At 60.2% G+C, this 23,859-nt stretch carries 14 protein-coding genes and 1 pseudogene; 11 read left to right on the forward strand and 4 right to left on the reverse strand.

Going from position 1 to position 23,859, the window contains the following annotated elements:
• Both JIN81_RS19160 and JIN81_RS17080 read right to left on the reverse strand, forming a co-directional pair.
• A pseudogene (locus JIN81_RS19160) lies at window positions 1–697 on the reverse strand (hypothetical protein); the annotation flags it as partial.
• Between the two features lie 27 nt (window positions 698–724).
• A complete protein-coding gene (locus tag JIN81_RS17080) occupies window positions 725–2,071 on the reverse strand; it encodes an LptF/LptG family permease (RefSeq protein ID WP_200282780.1) in 1,347 nt (448 codons plus the stop codon).
• A gap of 138 nt (window positions 2,072–2,209) precedes the next feature.
• On the opposite strand from JIN81_RS17080, the gene JIN81_RS17085 reads away from it, so the two are divergent.
• Complete coding sequence (locus JIN81_RS17085) at window positions 2,210–4,207, forward strand: ATP-dependent DNA helicase (RefSeq protein ID WP_200282783.1); 1,998 nt, start codon at window positions 2,210–2,212, stop codon at window positions 4,205–4,207.
• A 13-nt stretch (window positions 4,208–4,220) separates the two neighbouring features.
• Here JIN81_RS17085 and JIN81_RS17090 read toward each other — a convergent pair whose 3' ends face one another.
• On the reverse strand, window positions 4,221–4,943 hold the full coding sequence (locus tag JIN81_RS17090) for a type I 3-dehydroquinate dehydratase (RefSeq protein WP_200282786.1): 723 nt from the start codon (window positions 4,941–4,943) through the stop codon (window positions 4,221–4,223).
• A 170-nt stretch (window positions 4,944–5,113) separates the two neighbouring features.
• Between JIN81_RS17090 and JIN81_RS17095 the strand changes: the two genes are divergently transcribed.
• From JIN81_RS17095 to gyrA, 10 genes are all read left to right on the forward strand, one after another.
• Window positions 5,114–5,737: an Amuc_1102 family pilus-like protein gene (locus JIN81_RS17095; protein ID WP_200282789.1), complete on the forward strand. Its 624-nt coding sequence runs from the start codon at window positions 5,114–5,116 to the stop codon at window positions 5,735–5,737.
• 61 nt (window positions 5,738–5,798) lie between these two features.
• The gene (gene mul2B / locus JIN81_RS17100) at window positions 5,799–7,643 is read left to right on the forward strand and encodes an Amuc_1101 family PilM-like pilus complex protein (RefSeq protein WP_200282792.1); all 1,845 of its coding nucleotides are present in this window, start codon (window positions 5,799–5,801) and stop codon (window positions 7,641–7,643) included.
• A 20-nt stretch (window positions 7,644–7,663) separates the two neighbouring features.
• Complete coding sequence (locus tag JIN81_RS17105) at window positions 7,664–8,656, forward strand: Amuc_1100 family pilus-like protein (protein ID WP_200282795.1); 993 nt, start codon at window positions 7,664–7,666, stop codon at window positions 8,654–8,656.
• 17 nt (window positions 8,657–8,673) lie between these two features.
• Window positions 8,674–9,765, forward strand: a complete 1,092-nt coding sequence (locus JIN81_RS17110) for an Amuc_1099 family pilus-like system protein (protein ID WP_200282797.1) — start codon at window positions 8,674–8,676, stop codon at window positions 9,763–9,765.
• 85 nt (window positions 9,766–9,850) lie between these two features.
• Window positions 9,851–12,430 (forward strand): Amuc_1098 family type IV pilus outer membrane protein, encoded by a 2,580-nt coding sequence (locus tag JIN81_RS17115; protein WP_200282800.1) that lies wholly within the window; start codon window positions 9,851–9,853, stop codon window positions 12,428–12,430.
• Between the two features lie 116 nt (window positions 12,431–12,546).
• Window positions 12,547–14,472, forward strand: coding sequence for a transcription termination factor Rho (rho, locus tag JIN81_RS17120; protein WP_234045225.1), 1,926 nt, complete (start codon window positions 12,547–12,549; stop codon window positions 14,470–14,472).
• Window positions 14,473–14,614: 142 nt separating this feature from the next.
• Window positions 14,615–15,985, forward strand: coding sequence for a hypothetical protein (locus JIN81_RS17125; RefSeq protein WP_200282803.1), 1,371 nt, complete (start codon window positions 14,615–14,617; stop codon window positions 15,983–15,985).
• A 117-nt stretch (window positions 15,986–16,102) separates the two neighbouring features.
• Window positions 16,103–17,173, forward strand: a complete 1,071-nt coding sequence (locus tag JIN81_RS17130) for a ribonuclease D (RefSeq protein ID WP_200282817.1) — start codon at window positions 16,103–16,105, stop codon at window positions 17,171–17,173.
• A gap of 149 nt (window positions 17,174–17,322) precedes the next feature.
• A complete protein-coding gene (gene gyrB, locus JIN81_RS17135; protein ID WP_200282819.1) occupies window positions 17,323–19,878 on the forward strand; it encodes a DNA topoisomerase (ATP-hydrolyzing) subunit B in 2,556 nt (851 codons plus the stop codon).
• 39 nt (window positions 19,879–19,917) lie between these two features.
• Window positions 19,918–22,566 (forward strand): DNA gyrase subunit A, encoded by a 2,649-nt coding sequence (gyrA, locus tag JIN81_RS17140; protein WP_200282821.1) that lies wholly within the window; start codon window positions 19,918–19,920, stop codon window positions 22,564–22,566.
• On the opposite strand, the gene JIN81_RS17145 is transcribed toward gyrA, so the two are convergent.
• A complete protein-coding gene (locus JIN81_RS17145) occupies window positions 22,509–23,690 on the reverse strand; it encodes an N-acetylmuramoyl-L-alanine amidase family protein (protein ID WP_200282824.1) in 1,182 nt (393 codons plus the stop codon). The two genes, gyrA and JIN81_RS17145, sit on opposite strands and share 58 nt — an antisense overlap.
• Window positions 23,691–23,859 lie beyond the last annotated feature (169 nt).

The raw sequence follows: 23,859 nt of genomic DNA on the forward strand, positions 1-23,859 counted from the left end.
CGGCCTCTTCGTCGGCCTCTTCGTCGGCCTCTTCGTCGGCCTCTTCGTCGGCCTCTTCGTCGGCCTCTTCGTCGGCCTCTTCGTCGGCCTCTTCGGGGCTGTTAGTCGAACTCTCCGAAGTGCCTTCCTCGTTTCCTTGCGCTTCGGTTTCGGCGGGTTCTTCAGGCTCGGGTTCCGGCAGGCGTCCGCCGTGTTCGAGGAGCACGATGACTTCCTCCTGGACCTTTTCGACTTGGTCGAGGGGGATGTTCGGGTCGCGGACGAGGTAGGCATCGCCGGTCTTCCGGTGTTCGTACACCCGCAGGATCCCACCGGGCACTTGCTGGGAGTCGGTTTCTCGAAGCAGTTTCTTGCGTTCGAGCATGACCGCGAGGATGTAGCGGACGTTCTCCGTGTGCTCCTCATCTTCATCGACCAGGCGCCGAAGAAGGGTCTCGGGGTCCTCTTTCTCCATCGGGTCGGGAGTGTCGTCGACCACCGGGGGTTGGTAGGTGCTCCGCCAGAATGAGAAGGCCTTTTCCTCGTCGTCTCCGCGTGCGTCCCAGGCTTCGAGTTTGAAGTCCTTCCTCAGGTAACCGCTGGACTCGGGGTCCGGGAAGATGGCGGTGACGATGGTTTCCCCCTCGGTGAAGGGTTCTTCGGAGGCGGAGCATTTCCGTGCGCGGGAGCGGATGGACCAGGATTCTTGGAGTGCCATGGAGAAAGTCGGGTGAAGGTCGGGGGCTCAGGCTTCGTTGGGGATCAGTCGACGGATGGCCTCGTAGATCGGACGACCGGAAGTGCGGCGGTGGAGCAGGTAGGCGGCAAGCGCCCCGAACAGGAGGTTCGGCAGCCAGGCGGCGAGGATGGGCGACATGTGGCCGGCATCGCCGAGGCTGAGGCTGACGTTGGAAAGGAAGAGCATCCCGGCGGCGAGGAACACCGCCAGTGCGACGCCGCCGCTGGTGCCCCGCCGTGAGAACACCAGGCCGAGCGGGATGGCGAGGAGGACGACGATCAGACAGTTCACCGGTTGGGCGAAGCGGTTGTGCCACTGGGTGAGGTAGGTCAGCTTTGATTCCATCTTGGCGTCGGGTCGCGCCCTCAGCCATCCGACCAGGGCGGGAACACCGAGCTGGTCGGCGGAGAGTCCGGGGCGAATGATTTCCGCCGGGGTTTCCCGCCAGGTTTTCACGATGTAGGGATCGGGCAGGTCCTGGAGGTAAACCGGTGGTTGGCCGGCCTCGATCTTGCGGACCTTGGCCTTGGTGAACGACCATGCACCGGTGTCCTGATTCCAGCTCGCGGTGTGGGCGACGAGGATGCGGCGCAGGCTGCGGTCGTCATTCTGCATGACAATGCGGACCCGCTCGAGGGGGGCGCCTTTCTGTGAATCCGGTGGGAATGCGCCGACCATCCACAGTCGGTTGGCGCGTGGGTTCTTGAACTGCACGAATTCGGCCGCGGTTTCGTTCAGGCCCCGGGCGGTATCGAGGATGATTTTTTCGGCGGCATTGGCGCGCGGCGCCCACTGATAGTTCAGGCCCATGCAGAGGATGGAGCAGAGGATGCCGGTGATGAGATACGGTGCGGTGAGTCGTGGGATACCGCGCCCGGTCTGGGTCATAGCGACCACCTCGCGGGACTTCGAAAGGCGACCGAGCGAGAAGAGTACGGACAGCAGGAGCGAGTAGGGGAGCAGGGTGACGATGAGGTCGGGAAGGCGGGCGGCGTAGAGCTTGCCGACGGTCCCCAGCATGTCCTGGCTGGCTTTGATCTCGTCGAGGTTGTCTTGGAAATCGAGCAACAACCAGATCAGCATGAGTGCGCCGAAGGTGATCAGCAGCATGGTGATGAATTGCCGGGTCACGTAGCGGGCGAGCGTGCCGGAGAGCGAGTAGATCAGGCCTCCCAGGGCGGGCAGCATGAGCATGCCGACGAGGACGGCGGGCCGCATCTGCTGGGTGATCGCATCCGCATCCGGGAAATTCGCCAGGTGCTCGGCCACGGCCACCTGCTCGCCGGGAGCGAGTTTGGCCGCCAGGGCCAGACCGGCGATGGCGAGGAGGATGGGGATGAGGAAACGCCGCATGGATCGCGAAGAAAGGACGCAGGATGGCCGGATTGGCAGGCTTGTAAAGACGCTTGGACGGCTGGAATGAAGGAATGTCGGACCCGCGCTGAAGTTCGCGCTTGGAAGTCGCGCTGTACGAGCGAGAAATGCGTCCACATGATCGGATTGGCAGGAGAGGGTGCGATGCCGGGAGGGATTGCGGCGGAAATTGAGCGGGCATTTTCGCCCGGCGGTCTGCTGTCGAAATCCAGCGACTTCGAGTTCCGGCCCGAGCAGATGGAGATGGCGGTGGCGGTGGCCCGGGCGCTCGAGGAGAACCGTTCGCTCGTGGCCGAGGCCGGAACGGGCGTGGGCAAGTCCTTGGCGTATCTGCTGCCGGCGGCCCGCTATGCGCTGGAGTCGGGGAGGAAGGCGATCATTTCGACGCATACCATCAACCTGCAGGAGCAGCTGATCCGCAAGGACATCCCGATCGTTCGCAAGTTGCTCGGCGATGATCTTCCGGCGGTCTTGCTGAAGGGGAGGCAGAATTACCTGTGCCCGGCGAGACTCTCGCGGGCGCGCCAGCAGACGGGAGACCTCTTCACGACCAGCGAGAACGATGAGCTCGAAGCGATCGCGAAGTGGGCGGAGGGCACAAGGGACGGGACGCTGAGCGGATTGGATTTCCAGCCGTCGACGAAGGTATGGCTGCAGGTCTGCTCGGAAGCACACATCTGCACGACCCGGCACTGCGGGCCACGGGGGAACTGCTTTTTCCAGGAGGCGAGGAAGGCGGCGGCGGATGCCCGCTTGCTGGTGGTCAACCACACGCTCTTTTTCGCGCTGCTGGATACCGGTGAGTTGTCGGAAGAGGGAAGGGTTCCCGGGTTTCTGTTTCCAAACGACTTCGTGGTGCTCGATGAGGCCCACACGGTCGAGCAGGTGGCGGCGGTGCAGTTGGGGCTTCGCGTCAGTCAGTCCGGGCTGCGTTTTGATCTCCAGCGCTTGTACGATGGACGTCGTAGAAAAGGATTGCTCAAGACCTACGGGAATGCCGCGCTGCTGCGTGCGGTGGAGGAGGCAAGGGTGGCGTCCGAGCGGTTCTTCGAGGCGGTCGGCGGCGAGGCGAAGTTCGGGGAATGGTCGAAGGAATACCGGGTGCGTGAGCCTGAACTGGTGCCGAATTCCGCCGCGGAACCACTGCGGAAGCTGTGGCAGGAGATCGATGCGGTCGCTGCCGATGTGGAGAGTGATACGAGTCGCAGTGAGCTTCAGGATGCTTCCCGGCGACTGCGCGAGGTCCACGGGTCGATCGCCGCATTCCTCGATCAGTCCGATGAGGACTGCGTGCACTGGATCCAGAAAGGAGGGCGTGACGAGACGGTGTTCTCGCTCCACGCCGCCCCCATTCATGTCGCGGACCGGCTGCGCCCGCTGCTTTTCGGCGAAGACAAGACCTGCATCATGGCGAGCGCCACGCTCGGCGTGGGTGATCCGAGCTTGAAATGGTTCCGGGGTCGCGTGGGTGCCGAGGAGGTCGAAGCGAAATGTATTGGCAGCCCGTTTGACTACGCCAGCCAGATGCAGGTGAAGATCTGGAAGTCGATGCCCGAACCGAACGCGCCGGACTACGCGAAGCAGTTGATCCGCTCCATCGGCGAAGCGGTCGAGATGGGTCGGGGTCGGGCCTTTGTCCTTTTCACCAGCTACAAGATGATGCGCGAGGCGGCCTCGGTGCTGCGAAACCGCTTCGAGCGTCAGGGCTGGCGCCTGTTGATGCAGGGCGAGGGGATGCCGCGGCACCGCATGATCGAGGTCTTCCGCGAAGATGTGGACAGCGTGCTTTTCGGCACGGACAGCTTCTGGACCGGGGTGGACGTCCCGGGCGAGGCGCTTTCGAACGTGGTGGTGACCCGTTTGCCGTTTGCGGTGCCTGATCATCCGCTCGTGCAGTCGCGGCTGGAGGCGATTGAGGAAGTGGGTGGCAATCCATTCATGGAATACTCCGTGCCGGAGGCCATCCTCAAGCTGCGTCAGGGAGTCGGACGGTTGATCCGGACCGCCCGCGACGAAGGGATGGTGTGCCTGCTCGACAAGCGCATCCTGACGAAGCGCTACGGCAAGTCCTTCCTCGAGGCCCTGCCGAACGCTCCGCGCGAGATTGTGGAATAGTCGGAGGCGACGTTCAGGCCTGACCCGGTGGACGCTTCTGCACGTGCTGGATCGCTTCGTGGAGTTGTCGGGCGCTCCACTGACCCGGCGCGGTCGGTGTGTTTCCGACGTAGCCATAGTTGAGCACCGATCCCAGCTGGGCGAACATCACCCGGGAGGCCGGTGCGAGCGGGCCCATCCCCATCAATGAAATGGGGTAGTCATCGGAGTTTGCGACGAAATGGGCGAGGGGGCCGATGGATGCCAGGTCCCAGCCCAGTTCGGTGGCTGCCTTGAAGGCCGCGGCTCCGGCTTCGCGTGCCTTCATCTTGGCCGCTTGGAGCTGGGCGATTTCCGGGACGCCATGGAAGTCGTGAAAGGACGCGATCCAGGGGATGTCGAGCTCCTTGAGTCTCTTGATGAGTGGTTGCATCTCAGCGATTGACGCCACTTCGATGTCGATGAGCGAGGTGTCGTCAAGCTGCTCGCTGAGGAGCGCCATCCGGGTGTCGGCATCGAGGTCACCGGTGCCGCCTTCCGAACCGCGTCGGGCGGTGAAAAGAATGGGGGATTGGGTGAAGTTCCGCCACGGTGCATCGTGCCGGGTTGCGGCGTCGAGCAGGTCCAGTCGGATCTCTACCAGATCACAGGAATCAGCGATCTCGGATGCCGAAATCGAGCGCAGGGTATCAGCATTTCCAAAACTTCCGACCGTGAGGGGGTGGGAGGATCGGAGGCGAATCGGCAGGCCGGGCATGCGGGGAGCGAAAGCCGTCCGGGTCACCAATGTCAACAGCGCGTGTACCGCCCCGTCGATGCACCGCGTTTCCTTTGTAAATACGTCACTCTCTTTTTGATTCGATTGCGTGGTTTCTGCTGGTCAACGAAGGGGGGGACCCCCTAGTTCTCACAAAACCTTAAACCCGTATGAAAAACTCCATTCTCTTTCTCCGTAGGGCCGCGCTTGCCATCACGGCTACGGCTTGCATCGCCGCCGGCGACCTCGCTCTGGGTCAGGACAAGGCCAAGATCAGCAACCTCTCGTTCGACGAGCTGCCTTCACCCGACCTTCCGGGCACCAAGAACAAGTCATTCAAGCCAAAGGATTGGCTCGAGGTGGAAGCAGGCATCACCATCCCCGCGATGAACCGCGAGATGAAGGAGTCCGGTTCGCTCGACCGCGTGCTGGTCAAATGGTACGTGGCGATCGAGGAGAAGTCCTCCGGCAAGCCCATCCTCATGACCAAGGACATCACGCACATCAACGTGCCGATCGACGAGGAGTTCTACACCTCGGTCTATTTCTCACCCAATACGATCAAGCGCATCACCGGTTCCGACCGTGCTGCCAAGAGCAAGGTCAAAGTGGTGGCCCTCGAGGTGCTGATCAATGGCGTGAAGGTCGCCGAAGAGACTTCGAGCATGAAGTCGGGCTGGTGGAATTCACCGAGCCTCTCCCGCGGAGACCGCTACCCGCTGCTCAACAAGTATGAGACTCCCTTCAAGGTCTATTGGTGGGATCGCTACGCGGAAATCGAGGAACGTCGCTGATTTCTCCGCCCGGAACGTTCATCCTTCGTCCGGTACCCTTTTTCATTTCTAATCGCTTATCATGGCAGACAACCAGTCCACCATCGCCCTCAATATCGGAACCCAACGGGTCAGCATGGCCGTTTTCGACACGTCGAAATCCGGTGGGCTCGTCCTCAAGAACTACGACTCAGAATCCATCCTTGCGGATCCCGCGACCGACGCGGCCCGCGCGTCCCAGATTCGCCGTGCCATCGGCGAGTTGGTCGAGCGCATGGGGGTGAAGGGCAAGGTCCGCTATGCGGTCTCCGGCCAGTCGGTGTTCATCCGCTTCGTCAAGCTTCCGCCGCTGGACGATGACAACATCGAGCAGTTGGTCACCTTCGAGGCCCAGCAGCACGTTCCGTTCCCTCTCGAAGAGGTGGTTTGGGATTATGAGATCCTGGAAGCCGATGGTGAGAAGGAGGTCGTGATCGTCGCCATGAAGGGGGATGCCCTTGAAGACGTGAACGACGGCGTCAATGCCACCGGACTCGGAACCGCCGAGGTCGATGTGGCACCGATGGCTCTCTACAACGCCTTCCGTGCCGCCTATCCCGATCTGACCGAGCCTGCTCTGGTCATCGATGTGGGCGCCAAGACGAGCGACCTGCTCTACGTTGAGGGCAACCGCTTCTTCACCCGGAGTGCTGCGGTCGGTGGCGCTGCGGTGACGACGGCGATTGCCAAGGAATTCGAAATCGATTTCGCCGAAGCCGAAGCGCACAAGACCCAGGGTGGTCTGGTCGCACTGGGTGGTGGACACACCGAGCAGCTCGACGAGGCGACTGCCGCCCTCGCGATGTGCATTCGGAATGCGATGACCCGTCTCGCGACGGAGATTCCGCGCACGACGAATTACTACCGCAGCCAGCACGGTGGCAACGCACCGAAGAAGGTTTACCTCGCCGGTGGTGGGGCGAACCTTCCCTACGCGAAGGAATTCTTCGAAGAAAAGCTCCGCCTTCCGGTGGAGTACTTCAACCCGCTTCCAGCGATTCAGTTGGGATCCGGAGTGGATACGGACGTCCTTTCGCGGGAAGCCCACACGATGGGCGAACTCGTCGGACTCGGACTGCGTGGCGCCGGCAAGTCGAAGCTGAATATCGATCTGGTGCCGTCGAAAGTGGGTGAAGCCCGCGCGGCGGACAAACGGAAGCCGTTCCTGATCGCCGCTGCCGCCATCCTGGTGGTCGGTGCCGCGATTTCCGGATTCTTCAAGATGCAGGCCGCTGCCACGGCCGTGGAGAAGAACAAGGAGATGGAGAGCCAGCTGGATTCCCTGCGTGGGCCGTCCAGCGGGATTTCCTCGCAACTGAAGAAGGAACAGCAACTCAAGGAGATTGCCGCCACCTATACGGAGGCCGATGATCAGCGGATCTTCTGGGCGGATCTCTATGCCGAGTTGAATGCCGCCTTCGCCAGCGAGGCTGTGTGGATCACTGACATGGATCCGATCGCCGGCTATCAGCCCTTCGCTGAGAAGCCCGGTGGCAAGTCCGTCGTGAAGAACGATTTCGGCAATACCGCCTACGGACTGACCGCTCTGGAGAAGGTGGATGCAAAGCCCGTGCAACAAGGGAAACCGAGAAGGGGGCAGGCGCCTCCGAAGGCGGGCCCTGCACCGGTCAACGCGATCCGAATCAAGGGTTTCTGGCTGAAGAATCCGGACAACCAGAACATCGTCTTCAAGCTGCTTGGCCGCTTGAAGGAGAATGCCAAGGAAGGCGGCAGCCACTTCCAGTTCGCCATGGGTGCCGGGAAGGACCGCAAGGAGTTGGAGCAAAACCAACTGGCTCCCACCGTGGAGATGGCACCAGCCGAGGGTGAGTTCGCCGCTCCCTTCGAGTTGATCCTGCCCCTCGCAAAACCCGTTCCCTACAAATAATTCCCTTTTCAAACCAAACCATGAGTTTTCAGGAAAACAAATTCCCGATCGTTCTCGGAGCCGTGACGGCCGTCGCAGCTGGCGGACTGATCTGGTGGGGTATGCAAAGCAGTGCTGCTTACGATACCGCCAAGAGTGAATACGACGAGAAGGTCAGCGAGATCGGGAGCTTGATGCGCTCGAAGGTCGCGCCGACCTCCGATAACCTTCGCGACAAGAAGAAGGCCGTCAGCGATTACCGTGGATCGGTCGAGAGCCTGCAGAAGGCGTTCGACAAGTACCGCAAGCCGAAGCTCGAAAATACCGAGGTCAACGCATTCAGCGATGCGCTTCTCGCCGCTCGCAAGCGCGTCGGCCTGAAATTCGAGGAGGCCGGCGTCTCCATGCCGGCCGGATTCTTCCTCGGTCTCGGCAAATACACCGACAAGCTTCCACAGAAGAAGAACACCGGGCTGCTGCACTTCGAACTGGGTGCCTATGAGGAACTGTTCGGGCGGCTCGCCGAGGCTGGTCCCGCCGAACTGCTGAACGTCCACTGGCCCGACCTTCCCGAGGAAGTGGGCCGCAAGTATGATTTCGCAGGAAAGTCGTACCGCTCCCATCCGATCGAGATCACCTTCCAGGGTAGCGAGGAGAGCCTGCGCAAGTTCCTCAGCTCGTTGGATGACAGCGAGGAATACTACTATGTCGTTCGTACGATGCGGGTGTCGAACAGCCGGAGTTCGGCTCCGAACTCCAAGGACGCCCGTTTCGAGCAGCCGAAGGTAGAGGAAGGTCCTGCTGATCCATTCGGTGCCGGTGGCTTCGTCTTCCCGGACGAGGAAGAGGAGGAGACTCCTGCTGAAGGTGAGGCTCCCGCCGAAGAACCTACGGAAGAACCCGCTCCTGCTGCCCCCGTGGCTTCCGACAGCGGCCAGATCCTCAAGCAGGTCCTCGGAAGCGAGGAGATCAAGGTCTTCCTGCGCATCGACGTCCTTCAGTTCGTCGATCCCAAACCACTCCCCAAAGGCTGATCCCATTCATCAGACCCATGTCAAAAGCTCCTAAGAATATTGAGAAGATCGTGCTCGGCGTTGGTGCCGTGGCTGGTCTCGGACTGGCTGCACTCGGCTTCATGAAAGCCGGTGCCGTCGAAGAGGATTTCTCCGACAGCGTCGGTCAGCCTGGCAAAAGCGATACGTCCGTTGCCGGTGCCGCGAAGGTGGCTGGCACGCTCAACTCGCTGCAAAGCAACCGGGTTTACGAATCGGCGGAAGTCGAGAACCCGAAGATCGGTCAGCGACCTGTGGACCTCTTTGTCGGCGTGCCGCTCTACGCGAACCGCGACAATCCGAACAACCCGGTTGATCCACTGCTTGGCGACAACATCCATCCGCCGATTCCCAACGAGTGGTGGCTGGAATACGATGCGGACATGACCTTTGCCGATTCGCCCCAGCGCGATGACGACCAGGATGGTTTCACCAACCTCGAGGAGTTTACTGCCAAGACGAGCCCGACGGATGCGAAGGATCATCCACCGCTGATTGCGAAACTCTCCTATCAGAAGGAGGAGTCCGAGCAGTGGCTGGTCCTGTATGGTAGTGATTTCAGCGGCAAGTGGGTCCCCAAGCTGGATGAAGAGTTCAGCAAGGGGATCGACGGGAAGCAGATGAAGAACAAGGTCAGCTTCACGGCCCCTCTGGAACCGGGAGACGAGTTCTTTGCCGAGGAACCGCTCAAGGGTCGCTTCAAATTCCTGAACTTCGAGAAGCGTACCGTTCGCAATGAACGCCTCAATATCGACGAGGAGGTCACCTTCGCGATGTTTGAAGACCTTTCCGAAAACAAGAAAGGGAAGAAATACGAGATTCCGAATCGTCTGCCGCGTGCTCAACGTGAGAACTGGGTACAATACGACCGGACTGCCTTCCTCGACCTCCAGGCTGTTGGAGAAAAGGGCAAGGTGTTCCAAGTGGAAGAGGGGACCCAATTCGCCCTGCCATCCGGAGGGAAGGAGAAAACCTATCTGCTCAAGGAAGTGACTCCTGAATCCATTGTCGTGGAATTCGAGGGTGCCGATGGCCCCGAGTCCGTGACCATTCCAAAGGGAGGACTTCCCGATTATGATCTCTCGCGCTGAAATTCGTCTGAAAACCCTGAAAAATTCGCTTTCCAAACGTCGGGCCTCCCGGCACAAACAACCACCAATTATGCAAAAAACGCCAATGCATCCCCAACGAACGACGGTTGCCGCCCTGATGGCAGCAGCTGCCGTGATGCCGGTTACCATGACCGTGGCCCAAGCAGGTGAAGGATACTCCACTGGGGGCTACAGCAGCCTCGCCCAGAAGGAGATGATCCGTCGCCAGCAGCAGGTCGCTGAATCGGACCGCCTCCGTGACGAAGCCCGTGAAGCCTACGCCAATGGCGATTACAAGGAGGCTTACGACAAATACACCCAGGCACTCCAGTTGCTGCCGGACGCTCCGCTGCTTGCCGATCGCCGCGAGTTCCTGAAGAAGTCACTTGGTGATGCCGCCGTGGCGCTCTCCGAGGAGTATCGCCGCTTCGGCAAATACGACGAAGCTCGTACGATGCTCGAAACGGTGGTCGAGGAGGACCCCAACAATTTTGATGCCAAGCGCTCGCTCGAGTGGCTCGACGACCCGATCCGCACCAATCCTGCGCTGACGGAAGAGCACAGCATGAACATCGATAAGGTCCGGCAGGGCCTCTACAAGGCCCAGGGTTACTTCGACCTCGGCCAGTTCGATGAAGCCAAGGCTGAATACGAGGCGGTTCTCCGCATCGACAGCACCAACTCCGCTGCCCGCCGTGGCATGGAGCGTGTGGCCGCCGCCAAGAGCAGCTACTACAAGGCTGCCTACGACCACACCCGCGCCGAGCTCCTCTCACAGGTCGACGCCGCTTGGGAACTCGCCGTTCCACCCGATGCTCCTGCCGTGGACATCAACGTGGGCAACGAGCTGACCTCGGGTGCGGGTGCGACCTACATCCTGCAGAAGCTCCGGAACATCGTGATTCCGATGATCGACTTCGAAGACACTTCGGTGGAAGAAGCGATCGACTTCCTGCGCGTTCGCTCCATCGAGCTGGATACCTTCGAACTCGATCCAGAGAAGAAGGGCGTCAACTTCTTCATCCGCACGCCGAAAGCAGCGGGTGGTGGCCTCGGTGACGACGGTCTCGACGCTGGCGGTGGTGCCGGTGGTGGTGACCTCGGAACCGCACGCATCGACGCACTCCGTCTGCGCAATGTGCCGCTTGCTGAAGCTCTGAACTACATTTGTGAAGCGACCCGCCTGCGTTGGTCGGTGGATGAGTTCGCAGTCACCCTCAAGCCCGCCACTGAGGTGGGCGAGGACCTGTTCACTCGGACCTTCAACGTTCCACCCGACTTCCTCAACCGCATCAGCGGTGGTGGTGAAGACGCTGGTGGTGGCGACATCGATCCATTCGCTGCTCCGGCAGATGGTGGAGGAAGCGCCTTGAAGCCACGGATGAACATCATCGAAGCCCTGAAGTCGAACGGTGTGAAATTCCCACCTGACGCTTCGGCCCAGTTCTTCGCGTCCAACTCGACGCTTCTCGTGCGCAACACGCCGACCAACCTCGACCTCGTCGAGCAAATCGTCCAGGCCCAGCAGGGCAACGCACCGAAGCAGGTCAAGATCTCGACCAAGTTTGTGGAAATCCAGCAGGAGAACACCGACGAGCTCGGCTTCGACTGGATCGTGACTCCATTCGGCCTTTCCGCCAACTCCGTGTTCCTCGGTGGTGGCACGATCGGCAGCGGTCAGTCCCGCACCAACTCGGACTTCATCAGTCCGGTGGACGGCGTGACCATCCCGGGCATTCCCGCGACTCCAGGTCAGGACGTCTTCAATGTGATCGGTGGCGGCAATCGCACCGGTGACGGCGCGATCATCCGCGACAGTATCGGCTCGCTCCTGAACAACCCGAACCGCGCCGCTCAGGCTGCCAGCCCGGCTCCGGGTATCCTGGCTCTGACCGGTCTGTTCTCCGATGGTCAGGTGCAGCTCATCATGCGTGGTCTTTCCCAGAAGAAGGGAACCGACCTGATGACCGCTCCAAGCGTGACCGCCCGCTCGGGTGAGAAGGCAACGATCGAGATCATTCGCGAGTTCATCTACCCGACGGAATACGAGCCACCAGAACTTCCAAACTCCGTCGGTGGCGGCGGCAACAACAACGGGGGTATCCTCGGTGGTGGTGCCCAGAGCTTCCCGGTGACGCCTGCAACCCCGACCTCGTTTGAGACTCGGAACACGGGTGTGACCTTGGAAATCGCTCCGAACATTGGTGCCAATGACTTCGTCATCGACCTCCAGTTCGCCCCGGAAATCGTCGAATTCGAAGGCTTCATCAACTACGGTAGCCCGATTCAGTCGCCATCCAGCGACCTCCTCGGCAACCCGACCACGGTGACCATCACGGAAAACCGGATCGAGATGCCGGTCTTCTCCAAGCGCAGCGTGAACACCGCGCTCACCATCTTCGACGGTTACACCGTCGCTGTCGGTGGCCTCATGCGTGAGGACGTGCAGAACGTGGAAGACAAGGTGCCGATTCTTGGTGACATCCCGATCATCGGTCGCCTGTTCCAGTCAAAGGCTGAGAACCGGATCAAGAGCAACCTGATCATCTTCGTGACTGCGGAGATCATCGACGCGACCGGCCGTCCGCTGAATCGTGCAGCTGCTCCTGCTGATCCAGGTCTGGGTGGTGGAGTCCTTCCGGACATCCCGCTCCCAACGAGCTGATCATCTGATATTTCACAGCGGCCGGAGGATTCGTCCTCCGGCCGCTTTTTTTGTGCCCGCATGCCTGCAAGTCTTAGTGTTTGAGCTTTGCGGCAGGGGAGGTGAGCCTAGGCCCGATGGCTGACACTTTGGTTTGGGCGCTGACGGGCGGAATCGCCAGTGGGAAATCCACGGCATGCGAGATCATTCGCGCTGCGGTTCCGAAGGCCCGCTTCTTCGACTCCGACGCTTGTGTGCGTCGGCTGCTCGGCGAGGACGGCGCGGTGGCCGAGGCGTTGGTGGATCATTTCGGGGAGGCAGTTCGCGACCCGAACGGCGGGATCGACCGCAGGGTTTTGCGCGAGAGGGTGTTCGATCATCCCGCCGAGCGGCGGTTTTTGGAGGGGGTGCTTCATCCGAGGGTGCGTGAGGAATGTCTTGAATCCCTCGCCACTGCGCGCAAACTCCGCCTGCCGTTGTTCTTGGCGGATATTCCGCTGCTGTTCGAGAACGGGTTCGATTTCGGGCAGCAATGCAACCTTCTGGTTGCGGTTGGCCGGGCGACCCAGCTCGATCGCTTGAAGAAGCGCAATGGTTTCGATGACGATCTGGCCGGGTCCATCGTCGCGGCCCAGATGCCGACGGCGGAGAAAATGGAGCAGGCGGACGTGATCTTCTGGAATGAGGGTCCGCGTGACTTCCTGCAGACCCAGATCCACCGATTTTTGACTGACTACTCGACCATGAGCGAAGAGACCCCCGAAAGCGCTGCCGCACCCGCAGCCGAATCCTCCGTGGCCCTGCCGGCCGCGGTGATCGACATCAATGAGTTCCGTGCCAAGCCGCTCTCGGAGTTGCAGGCGATGGCCGAGGTGCTTCCTCCGCGTCTCGCGGCTTCGCCGACCAAGGCCCAGTTGACTTTCGAGTTGCTCAATTTTTACGCCCGGGAGGGTGCGGAACTGATTGGCGAAGGAATCGTCGAGCAGGCGAAGGAGAACTACGCGATGCTCCGCGACCCGCTCCGTAGCTTCCGCACCTCGCCGGATGACCTGCACCTGGGGGGGCAGCTTCTTCGGGATCTTGGAATTCGTCCGGGCCACCGGATCAAGGTGAAGGTCCGCAGTCCCCGCGAGCGGGACAAGTTCCTCAGTGCGGTCGAGGTGCTTGAGATCGAAGGGCAGCCGGCCGATGAATTCGAGCCGGGTACGGATTTCGACAAGCTGACCGCGTGTTTCCCCGATGAGCGTCTGATTCTTGAGGGCACGGGGCCGGACAGTCTCAGTCCGAGGGCGATTGATCTGATCGCCCCGCTGGGCAAGGGACAGCGAGGGCTCATTGTGGCACCGCCACGTGGAGGCAAAACCATTCTTCTCAAGCAGATCGCCAAGGCGATCCGCCGCAACCAACCCGACATCGAACTCATCGTCGTTCTTCTCGATGAGCGGCCCGAGGAGGTGACGGACTTCGAGGAAACCGTGGGTGCCACCGTGTTTGCCTCGACCTTTGATGAACCCGCGAAGCGCCATGCCCAAGTGGCCGATCTGGTCATCGAGCGTGCCAAGCGCGTGGTTGAGCAGAAGCGCGACGTGGTGTTGCTGCTCGACAGTCTCACTCGTCTTGCCCGTGGGCACAACTCGGCGTCGCAAGGCGGGCCGATTGGTTCCGGTGGTGTGAGTCCCAAAGCCCTGCAGAAATCCCGCAAATTCTTCGGCAATGCCCGGAATGTCGACGAAGGGGGGAGTCTTACGATTCTCGCGACGGCGCTGATTGAGACCGAGAGTCGCATGGATGATGTGATTTTCGAGGAGTTCAAGGGGACTGGCAACATGGAGGTGAGGCTGGATCGTGAACTCGCAGAACGCCGGATTTTCCCTGCCATTCACATCCCGCAGAGTGGCACGCGGAATGATGATCGGCTTTATCATGCCGAGGAATTTCCGCGGGTCCTGGATCTCAGACGCCAGCTTGCCGGCTTGCCGGTGGGTGAAGCGATCGAGGCCTTGATGAAGAATGTCGGGGCCACCCAGTCGAATACCGAGCTGTTGTTGCGTGGATTGCGCTGATTTGGCCGGTATCTTGGGGAGAATTCGCTTGTCACTCCATCGTACAACGACGAGGTTTTCTGCCGTGAAACCCGTTCGTGTTTTTTTCTCTGGTCTCGCGGCCATGGCGCTGTGTTCGGCGCCTGTTCAAGCCGAAGTGCAAATGTCGTTCTCAACCGGAGCGGCGTATCTTCAAACCGGCCCATTCACCGTCAATTTCCAGGGAGGCGATCTCAATTTGAACCTGCGCGACGGCAACGCGATCCTGTCGCCATGCCCGCATCCGTCCCCGGTCATCATTCCACCAAGCCTGCCTTGTCCGATCGGCACGACCGGGTTCATCGCCGTCGGAGATGCGGACGATGATGGGGTTCGGGATGACCTGAGCTTCTGGTCGCTGTCGGATGTGATTCCGGCGTTCATCATCGAGCCTTTCCGACCCGAACTCTGTTTGCTGGCCGCAGCTCCTCCGTCCGACCTTCTCCGCCCACGTGCCGGTTTCAATGATCGTGGCGCCCTGATCTTCTACAATGTGCTCACGGAAAACGTGGTCCAGTATGATGTCACGATCTACGAGTTGGCTCGTATTTACGATCCGGGTCCGGGGGGGCGCGCGCAGATGAAGGCCGAGCTGGTGCAGGGCCAGTATATCTTCACCTTTCCATTGCTGAACAATCCGGACAACGCGCCTCCGATCGCGATCCCGGTCACCTATGTCAATATTCCGGAGGGAATCGACCCCGAGGACCGTCGCTTCGAGCAGGAGCGTTCGTTCCGCTTCACCAGCGGCACTTGGGACGGTGCGGGCAACTACCTGATGGATCCACAGTTGACGAACAGGATTACGTGGATTGGCAATGATGGATCCAACACCTTCCAAGGCATCGATTTCTACCGTCTCTCCATCGTGACTCAGGATGACGGCATCACGCCTGAAACGGTTCTCTTCCCTCCGAGCCAGACGCCACTGCTTCTTCTCAATTCGTTCACTCAGGAATACAATCTGGCGCCGTTCTTCTTCGCACCGGGAGACGTCGGTCTGTTCCGGCTCCGCTTGGATCGTACGCTTGCCTCCAATGCCGTCGCGTTCGACACATCGGTGCGCTTGTTCGAGTTCAACGTCCGCTTCGTGGACTCCTACGATGGCTTCAAGGTGATTTCCTTCCCTGTGGGCACCAGTGTCACGGCAAGGGCTCCCAACGTGGACTTTGATGGCGATGGCTTCTCGAACATCGTGGAATTCGGCCTGCAAACCGACCCTGCGGATGTCACTGACGTCCCTACGAATCCATTGCCCATCGAAAATGGTGACGACACGGTCAGTTTCACCCTGACGAAGCGCCCCGATGCGGTGGCGGGTTACTCGTTCCTGATTTCCAAAGACGGCGGCCCATTCGTCGAGGTGAAAGCGAACAGTGCGGAGTGGGACATCGTCACGAATGACGAAACCACCCTGACCATCACGACCAAGGACGTTCCACCGCCTGGAACGACCTACGCTTCCATGGTGCGGGTGACCGCAGTGTCACTCTAGGATTCCGACTGGGTGGCACGTGTCACCCGGTCAGCTTGACGCAATCCTGCGTTATCAGTTTCTCCCCCCCGGCTGATCACCTGATATCTCGGAATCGGCCTCCCCCTGAACTAACAGATGGCACTGGCATCGACTGACCTGATCCAATCAGAGGAAGCGCTCGACAAGCTTTTTGACCAAGTGGGGGACTGCCCCTGCTGTGCCATCGACACAGAAGCGGACAGTCTCCACCGGTATCGTGAATCCCTTTGTCTGATCCAGTTTGCCTGGGAGGATCGCTCGGTTCTGATCGATCCGCTGGCTGTTGAGAACCTGGACCGCCTCCGTGACTATGTAGGGGGTGCCACGGTCTGGATGCATGGGGCGGATTACGACATGACCATGCTCAAGCGCGAGTTTGGTGAACTGCCTGAAAAGGTCTTTGATACCCAGATTGGGGCGCGGCTCCTCGGGGTGAAGAAATTTGGTTTGGGAAACCTCGTCGAGCACTACTTTGACGTGGTCCTCTCGAAGTCCTCGCAGAAGGCGGACTGGGGCAAGCGACCGCTGTCCGACAAGATGGTCGACTACGCCTTGAACGATGTCCGCTATCTGCTCCCGATGTCGGAAATGATCGTTTCCGGGTTGAAGGAGTCTGGGCGCCATGAGTGGTTTCTTGAAAGCTGCGAGTGGGCCAAGGCCAAGGTGCTCGAGCGCGATGATGAGAAGTCGGAACCGTGGAGGATCCAGGGCTCCGGAAAGCTGGATCGGCGTGGGCTGAACCGGCTGAAGTTCCTCTGGGAGTGGAGGGATCAGGAAGCCGAGCAGTGGGATCGTCCGTCATTCATGGTGGTGACCAACCGTCAATTGATCGAGTGGACCGGCAAGATGGGTGCTGGTGGGAAGATCGAACTTCCCGGACACTACAGGTCGGACCGCCGCAAGAGGTTTGAGGCCATGCTGAAAGCAGAAGCCAAGGTGGACGCTGCCGACTACCCGGAAAAGATCCGTGGGATCAGGCGCCGGCGTGACAAGGATTTCGATGCAAAGGTTGGCGATTTGCTGGCGACGCGCAACAAGCTCGCGGAGGATCTGGGTATCGATGGATCGTTGATCGCATCGCGGGCGATGATTGAGGCCTATGCCGCCGACGAGTCGACTCTGGAGACCCAGTGGATGGGGTGGCAGCGTCGTTGTTTGGGGCTCTGACGGCGGGGTCGCAAAACTTCCCGCTCCGACGAGCGTAAATTTTTGAAAATCAGCGCTTTGGGGCTGGTTTTGCTAGGGGCAAAAAAGGGGCTGATTCCGCACAATGATCCTTGTCGGGGAAGGCGGATTTTCAGAGTCTTTGAGAGTTCATGTCCGACGACTCCAAAGCATCCGAAGAGGAAGAGATCAAGGTTAGTGGGGATCAGCAGTACGGTGCTGAGCAGATCGACAAACTGGAGGGCCTGGAGGCCGTCCGGAAGCGTCCCGGTATGTATATCGGTGACCCGGACATCAGGGGTCTGCACCACTGTGTGTTTGAGGTTCTCGACAACTCGATCGACGAGCATCTGGCCGGCTACTGCTCGCTGATCAAGATTTCGATCCATGTTGATGGCTCGATCAGCATTGAGGACAACGGCCGTGGTATCCCGGTGGACATCCATCCGAAGTTTGGCATTCCCGCGGTCGAACTCGTGCTCACGAGTCTGCACGCAGGCGGCAAGTTCGGGCAGGGTGCCTACAAGTATTCAGGGGGGCTTCACGGGGTGGGTGCGAAGTGCGTGAATGCGCTGTCCGATTGGTTCCGCGCCGAGGTGAAGCGCGAAGGAAAGGTTCATTCCATCACCTTCGAGCGCGGCAAGACGACCAAACCCCTCGAAGTCGTCGGAGAGGTTCCGGCCGGAGTCACCGGGACGTCCGTGACGTTTTTCCCGGATGCCACCATCTTCACGGACACCATCGATTTCGAGTTCGAGCGGTTGGCCAAGCGTCTCCGGGAACTCACCTTCCTCAACCCTGGTCTGACGATTGAGTTGGAGGACGAAAGGCCGGAGAGTGCTCAGAAGGCCAGCTTCTTCTATGCCCGTGGCATTGAGGAATTCGTCGAGCAGCTCGGCGAAAACAAGACGCTCGTTCACCCCGAGCCTGTCACGCTTCGTGGAAAGCGGAAGGTCGAGGTGGATTACGATGGCAAGGTCGTCGAGGACGATGTCTTCGCCGATGTGGTTTTCCAATACAACGACTCCTACAACGATCAGATCCTCTGCTTCGCGAACTCGATCCCGAATGCGGACGGAGGCACGCACCTGACCGGTTTCCGTGGTGCCCTGACCAGGGCCATCAACCAGTATGCCAAGGCCAACAAGCTGCTGAAGGACAAGGATCCGGCCCTGAGCGGTGACGACGTGCGCGAAGGCATCGTGTGCGTGATCAGCGTGAAGATGCCGAATCCTCGCTTCAGTTCGCAGACCAAGGACAAGCTGGTCAACGTCGAGATCGAGGGAGTGGTGAGTTCCATCGTCTATGAAGGGCTTCAGACGTATTTCGAGGAGAATCCGGGACTGGCCAAAACGATCATCGAGAAGGGGGTGAACGCTGCCCGTGCGCGTGAAGCGGCACGAAAAGCCCGTGAAACGGTCCGTAAGTCGGTCCTTTCCGGCGGTGGCTTGCCGGGCAAGCTCGCGGACTGCTCGGAGCGTGATCCGGCGAAATCAGAACTCTACATTGTTGAGGGAGACTCGGCGGGCGGCTCGGCGAAGTCCGGTCGCAAGCGGACAACACAGGCCATCCTTCCACTTCGGGGCAAGGTGATCAACGTGGAGAAAGCCCGTCTTCACCGGGCACTCCAGAACAAGGAGATCCAGGCGATGATCACCGCCATCGGCGCAGGCATCGGTGAGGGTGACCAGGAAGGGGCCTTCGATCTGTCGAAGGTGCGCTACCACAAGATCATCATCATGACCGATGCCGACGTGGACGGATCCCACATCCGCACCTTGTTGCTGACCTTCTTCTGCCGTCACATGCCGGAGATGGTTCGGGCGGGGTATCTCTACATCGCCCAACCGCCGCTCTACAAGGTGACGAGGAAGAAGCGGGAGGAATACATCGCGGACGATGCGGCCTTGAACAAGATCCTCATATCACTGGGCTCGGAGGATGTCCGCCTGCACAAGCCGGGTGGGGATACCCACGTTGAAAGTGACCTGCTGCGCAGCGTTCTCGATACGCTCGCCCAGCTGACCCGCTACACTTCCGCGCTCGAGGGGCACGGTGGGAACTTCCGGGATCTGCTGGATGCCCGCAAGGACGGGAAGATGCCGGAATACATGGTCCGGGTCCGTGAAGGGAACACCGAGGCCATCCACTATTTTGCGGACGAACGGACCTTGCTCGAATTCGCCGCGGAGAACCGTGACCTTCGCTTGTTCGACGAGGAACTCACCGAGGAAGAGATCGCGGCATACAAGGAAAAGTATGAGGGCAACGCCCGGCGTGCGATGAAGTATGAACTTCATGAGGCGCATGCGATCAGCAAGCTGTTGGCCCGCCTTCAGGAGTTGGGGGTCGAAACCGATCCGTTCTACTCGGACGACAAGCCAATCTACGAACTCGTCGAGGGGGATGGATCGGAAGCCGAACCGTCACCGGTGCACAACCTCTTCGAGATCCTTGACCGGGTCCTCGAGATCGGTCGTCGGGGCATGCGGATCCAGCGATTCAAGGGTCTGGGTGAAATGAATGCGAAGGAGCTTTACTCGACCACCATGGATCCCGAGAGACGGCAGTTCCTGCGGGTGAGGCTGGATGAAGAAAACCGACTTGAGGCGGACAAGATGTTCGATGTCCTCATGGGGGACGTGGTCGAACCGCGGAAGCGATTCATCGAGGACAACGCACTGAACGTGCGGAACCTGGACGTCTGAGGAACTGGAGAACGTTGGAAGCTAAAATTTTTTTGAGGAATGTCTGAAGATTCAATCAAGCCAATCAGTGTAGCCGATGAGATGTCGAAGTCCTTCCTGGACTACTCGATGTCGGTGATCATTGCGCGTGCGTTGCCCGATGCCCGGGACGGTCTCAAGCCGTCGCAACGACGCATCCTGCTCGCGATGAACGACCTGAGCCTCGGCCCGAACAAGCAACACCGGAAATGTGCGAAGATCTGCGGTGATACTTCGGGTAACTACCACCCGCACGGGGAGGCGACGATCTACCCGACGCTCGCGAACATGGCCCAGCCATGGACGATGCGTGAAACCCTGATCGATGGTCAGGGCAACTTCGGTTCGGTGGAAGGGGACCCTCCCGCCGCCATGCGTTATACGGAAGCGAGGCTCACCCACATGGGGCTCGCCATGATGACCGACATGGACAAGGAGACGGTCGATTTCGTGGCGAACTACGATGAGACCACGACCGAGCCGGTGGTGTTCCCCGCGGCGATCCCGAATCTCCTGGTCAACGGAGGTACTGGTATCGCCGTAGGTATGGCAACCAACATCCCTGCCCACAACATGGGCGAGGTGATCGACGGTGTCTGTGCCCGGATCGACAACCCCCAGATCTCCGTGGAGGAGATGAAGACCCACATCAAGGGCCCCGACTTCGCGACGGCCTGTGAGATCCGGGGCTTCAAGGGGATCGACAGCTATTTCCGTACGGGGCGGGGGAGTGTGAAGATGCGTGGGGTCATGGAGGTGGAGGAGAATGCCTCGGGCACCTCCACCATCACCATCCGTCAGGTGCCGCACGGTGTGAACCGCGCGACTCTCCAACAACGCATCGCCGAGTTGGTGCGGGAGAAGGTGCTCACCGAAATTTCCGGGATGCGCGATCTTTCGGATGAAGAGACCCGGATTGAGATCACGCTGAAACGCGATGCCCGTCCGCAGGTGGTGGTCAACCAACTCTACAAGCTGACCGCTCTTGAGACGTCGTTTGGTGTCAACATGCTCGCGATCCACGAGCGTCGCCCCAAGCAGATGTCCCTGCTCGATGCGCTCGACGCCTTCATTGAGCACCGCCGGGAGGTGGTGATCCGCCGCACTCGTTTCCTCCTCAAGAAGGCCGAGGACCGGGCCGAAAACCTCGAAGCATTCCTCCTCGCACTGGGGCATCTGGACGACTTCATCCGGATCATTCGCGAGTCGCGCAACCGGGATGAGGCCCGGGAAGGGCTCAAGGCCTACACCTTCTCGACGGCCACCGCCGAGCGTTTGGGGGTGTTGATCCGCAGTCAGCCGAGCGTTCAGGGCGACCGCTACGTCTTCACCGATCGACAGGTCAACGCGATTCTCGAGCTCCGTCTCTATCAGCTCACCGCGATGGAGCAGGACAAGGTGAAGGGTGAATACGACGCCGTGATCCTCGATATCAAGGACCTGATGGACATCCTGGCGAAGGAATCACGGGTTCTGGAGATCATCAAAGGCGAGTTGCTCGAGATCAAGGAGAAGCATGCGACACCACGCCGCTGTCCGATCCTTCCTGACGAGGGCGAGATCGCCATCGAGGACCTGATTGCGAACGATGGAATGATCGTAACCCTCAGTCACCGTGGCTACGTGAAACGCACGGCAGCCAACGAGTACCGGGTGCAGGGCCGCGGAGGCAAGGGTGTCCGTGGAATGGAAACCCGCAATGCTTCCGAAGAGGAGGACGAGCAGGATTTCGTGGAGCACCTGTTTTCCGTGCATGCGCACGACTACCTGATGTTCTTCACGAATACAGGGCGGGTCTATGTGGAGCGGGTCTATGGGATCCCTGAAGCATCCCGCGCGGCCAAGGGGCGCAGCATCAAGAACGTGCTGAACCTTCAGCCGGATGAGAAGATTGCAGCGATGCTTCGCGTGGAACGACGTCTCGATGAGGACGGCAACGAGACGACCTTTGGCGAAGACGCGGGCTATGTCCTGTTCGCGACCCGCAGTGGCAAGGTGAAGAAGACTTCGCTGCATGACTTCCGCAACTACCGCAAGGACGGCATCATCGCGATCAAGCTGGAAGAAGGGAATGAACTCATCGGAGTCCGCCTTACCAGTGGGCAGGACCAGGCGATTCTCGTGACCCGAAAGGGAATGAGTCTCCGCTTTCCGGAGGATCAGGCCCGCTCGATGGGACGTGCCACGGCAGGCGTCACCGGGATTCGTCCGGTGGAGGGCGACTACGTCGTCAGCCTCGCGCTGGTCACGGAGGATTCCACCTTGTTGGTGGCTTCGGAGAATGGAATCGGCAAGCGGACACCCTTCGACGACTACCGTGTGCAAAGCCGGGGAGGTAAGGGGATCATCACGATGAAGGTCGGTGAGAAGACCGGTGACGTGGTGGGTGCCGTGACGGTGGAGGAGCAGGATGAACTGATGCTGATGACCACCGGTGGGCTCAGCATCCGCATCCGGGTCTCCGAGGTCCGGGAAGCAGGACGGAACACCATGGGAGTCAAGCTGGTCACCCTGAAGGAGGGTGAGAAGCTTCAGGACATCGCGCGCGTCATTCCCGAAGAGGAGGATGAGGATGCAGAGCCATCGCAGGAAGAAGCGATGGACGGAGGTGCTCAGGAAACCGAGCCAGCTTCCGAGGAAGCGAATCCCGAATCTTCGGACGAGGCCTGATAGCTCGATTCAACAGCCGCCGTGTCCGGGTCCGGGCGCGGCGGTTTTTTGTGCCCTGTCGGAAGGCCCGCCAACGGTCTGGGTGGCTCCCGCATGAAACGGGACCGGGCTACTGTCTGGCGTTGCCCGGCCGGCCGCCCCACGGCGAAGCGGTATTTCTGGATCGCATAGCCGATCGCCTTGGCCAGGGTCTTCTGATATCCGGGATCGTTGATGAGGCGGGCCTCATACTGGTGGGTCATGAATCCGCACTCCACGAGGATGGACGGATGTTTGACGCCGGTCAGCACGCTGAAGCGTGCCCGCTTGATGCCGCGATCGAGAGTGTAGGCCTTACCGGTCTTCTTGTCCTTGAGCATGCTGAGCAGGCTTCCGTGGACGGATGTGGCGAGTGCCACATTGGCCGAGTCCTGCTGGTTTCCGGTCTTGGCTCGGAAGTCACTGGCCTTGAGACCGCGTCCATAGTGTGAGACCCCCACGGGGGAAAGGGTGAAGGTTTCCAGACCACGTGCCTTCCTCTGGCCTGAGTTGTGGTGGATGGAAACGAAAATAGCGTTGTCCCGGACCTGGTTGGCGATGTCGACGCGCTGCTGGAGTGACAGGTAGCGGTTGCTGTCCCGGGTCATGATTACCCGGTATTTGTACTGCTTCTCGAGGATCTCCTTCAGGTAGTTGGAGACCATGAGGTTGTATCCGGCTTCGGTGCCGAGGGAATTGGTCGCTCCCGGGTCCTTGCCGCCGTGTCCGGGATCGATGATGACGGTATTGAAATTGCCGGCGCTGGAGATGAAGCTGGGGCGCAGCACCGGGTCGACCAGTTTGGTCAGGTCGATTTTGGAGACCCACGTCTTGCCGCCCGAGGTTTCGACCGGGTAGCTGAAGACGAACTTCACGCCATTCATGAAGCACTCATGGGAGCCGGTGCGCAGCTGCAGTCTCACCCGCTGGTTCTGCATGACGATCTCCTTGCCGTTCCGATTGAGTTGATCGAAGGCGTAGAAGGACTTGATGGATTCCGCACTGACGTAACCCCGGCCATGAAGCTGGCGTTCCTCCCAAGCAGCTTGCAGCGCGCCTCCCACGGAGAGGGCGATCACGAGCAGTCGTAGCAAAAAACGGTACATGGTGATTCGGGGAGCCGTTCGAAGTGTTTGGGGAATAGCGGGTTTTCGACGCCATGACAAACCCCTTTTGGGCAGTGTCGGCCCCCTTTGGAGTCCAGGTATCCGGGGAGATCACGTGAAAATGGTGTGAGACCGGGGTCGCGGCTTGCCCCGCCGGGATGGTTATCGA

Source organism: Haloferula rosea, assembly GCF_016595525.1.
In the GTDB taxonomy this organism is placed as follows: domain Bacteria; phylum Verrucomicrobiota; class Verrucomicrobiia; order Verrucomicrobiales; family Akkermansiaceae; genus Haloferula; species Haloferula rosea.

Coding starts and splice junctions, on each gene's coding strand:
- JIN81_RS17130 (WP_200282817.1), top strand. CDS start 16,103: ATGGCACTGGCATCGACTGACCTGATCCAATCAGAGGAAGCGCTCGAC.
- rho (WP_234045225.1), top strand. CDS start 12,547: ATGGCTGACACTTTGGTTTGGGCGCTGACGGGCGGAATCGCCAGTGGG.
- JIN81_RS17085 (WP_200282783.1), top strand. CDS start 2,210: ATGATCGGATTGGCAGGAGAGGGTGCGATGCCGGGAGGGATTGCGGCG.
- JIN81_RS17105 (WP_200282795.1), top strand. CDS start 7,664: ATGAGTTTTCAGGAAAACAAATTCCCGATCGTTCTCGGAGCCGTGACG.
- JIN81_RS17115 (WP_200282800.1), top strand. CDS start 9,851: ATGCATCCCCAACGAACGACGGTTGCCGCCCTGATGGCAGCAGCTGCC.
- gyrB (WP_200282819.1), top strand. CDS start 17,323: ATGTCCGACGACTCCAAAGCATCCGAAGAGGAAGAGATCAAGGTTAGT.
- JIN81_RS17095 (WP_200282789.1), top strand. CDS start 5,114: ATGAAAAACTCCATTCTCTTTCTCCGTAGGGCCGCGCTTGCCATCACG.
- JIN81_RS17145 (WP_200282824.1), bottom strand. CDS start 23,690: ATGTACCGTTTTTTGCTACGACTGCTCGTGATCGCCCTCTCCGTGGGA.
- JIN81_RS17090 (WP_200282786.1), bottom strand. CDS start 4,943: ATGCCCGGCCTGCCGATTCGCCTCCGATCCTCCCACCCCCTCACGGTC.
- JIN81_RS17110 (WP_200282797.1), top strand. CDS start 8,674: ATGTCAAAAGCTCCTAAGAATATTGAGAAGATCGTGCTCGGCGTTGGT.
- gyrA (WP_200282821.1), top strand. CDS start 19,918: ATGTCTGAAGATTCAATCAAGCCAATCAGTGTAGCCGATGAGATGTCG.
- JIN81_RS17125 (WP_200282803.1), top strand. CDS start 14,615: ATGTCGTTCTCAACCGGAGCGGCGTATCTTCAAACCGGCCCATTCACC.
- JIN81_RS17080 (WP_200282780.1), bottom strand. CDS start 2,071: ATGCGGCGTTTCCTCATCCCCATCCTCCTCGCCATCGCCGGTCTGGCC.
- mul2B (WP_200282792.1), top strand. CDS start 5,799: ATGGCAGACAACCAGTCCACCATCGCCCTCAATATCGGAACCCAACGG.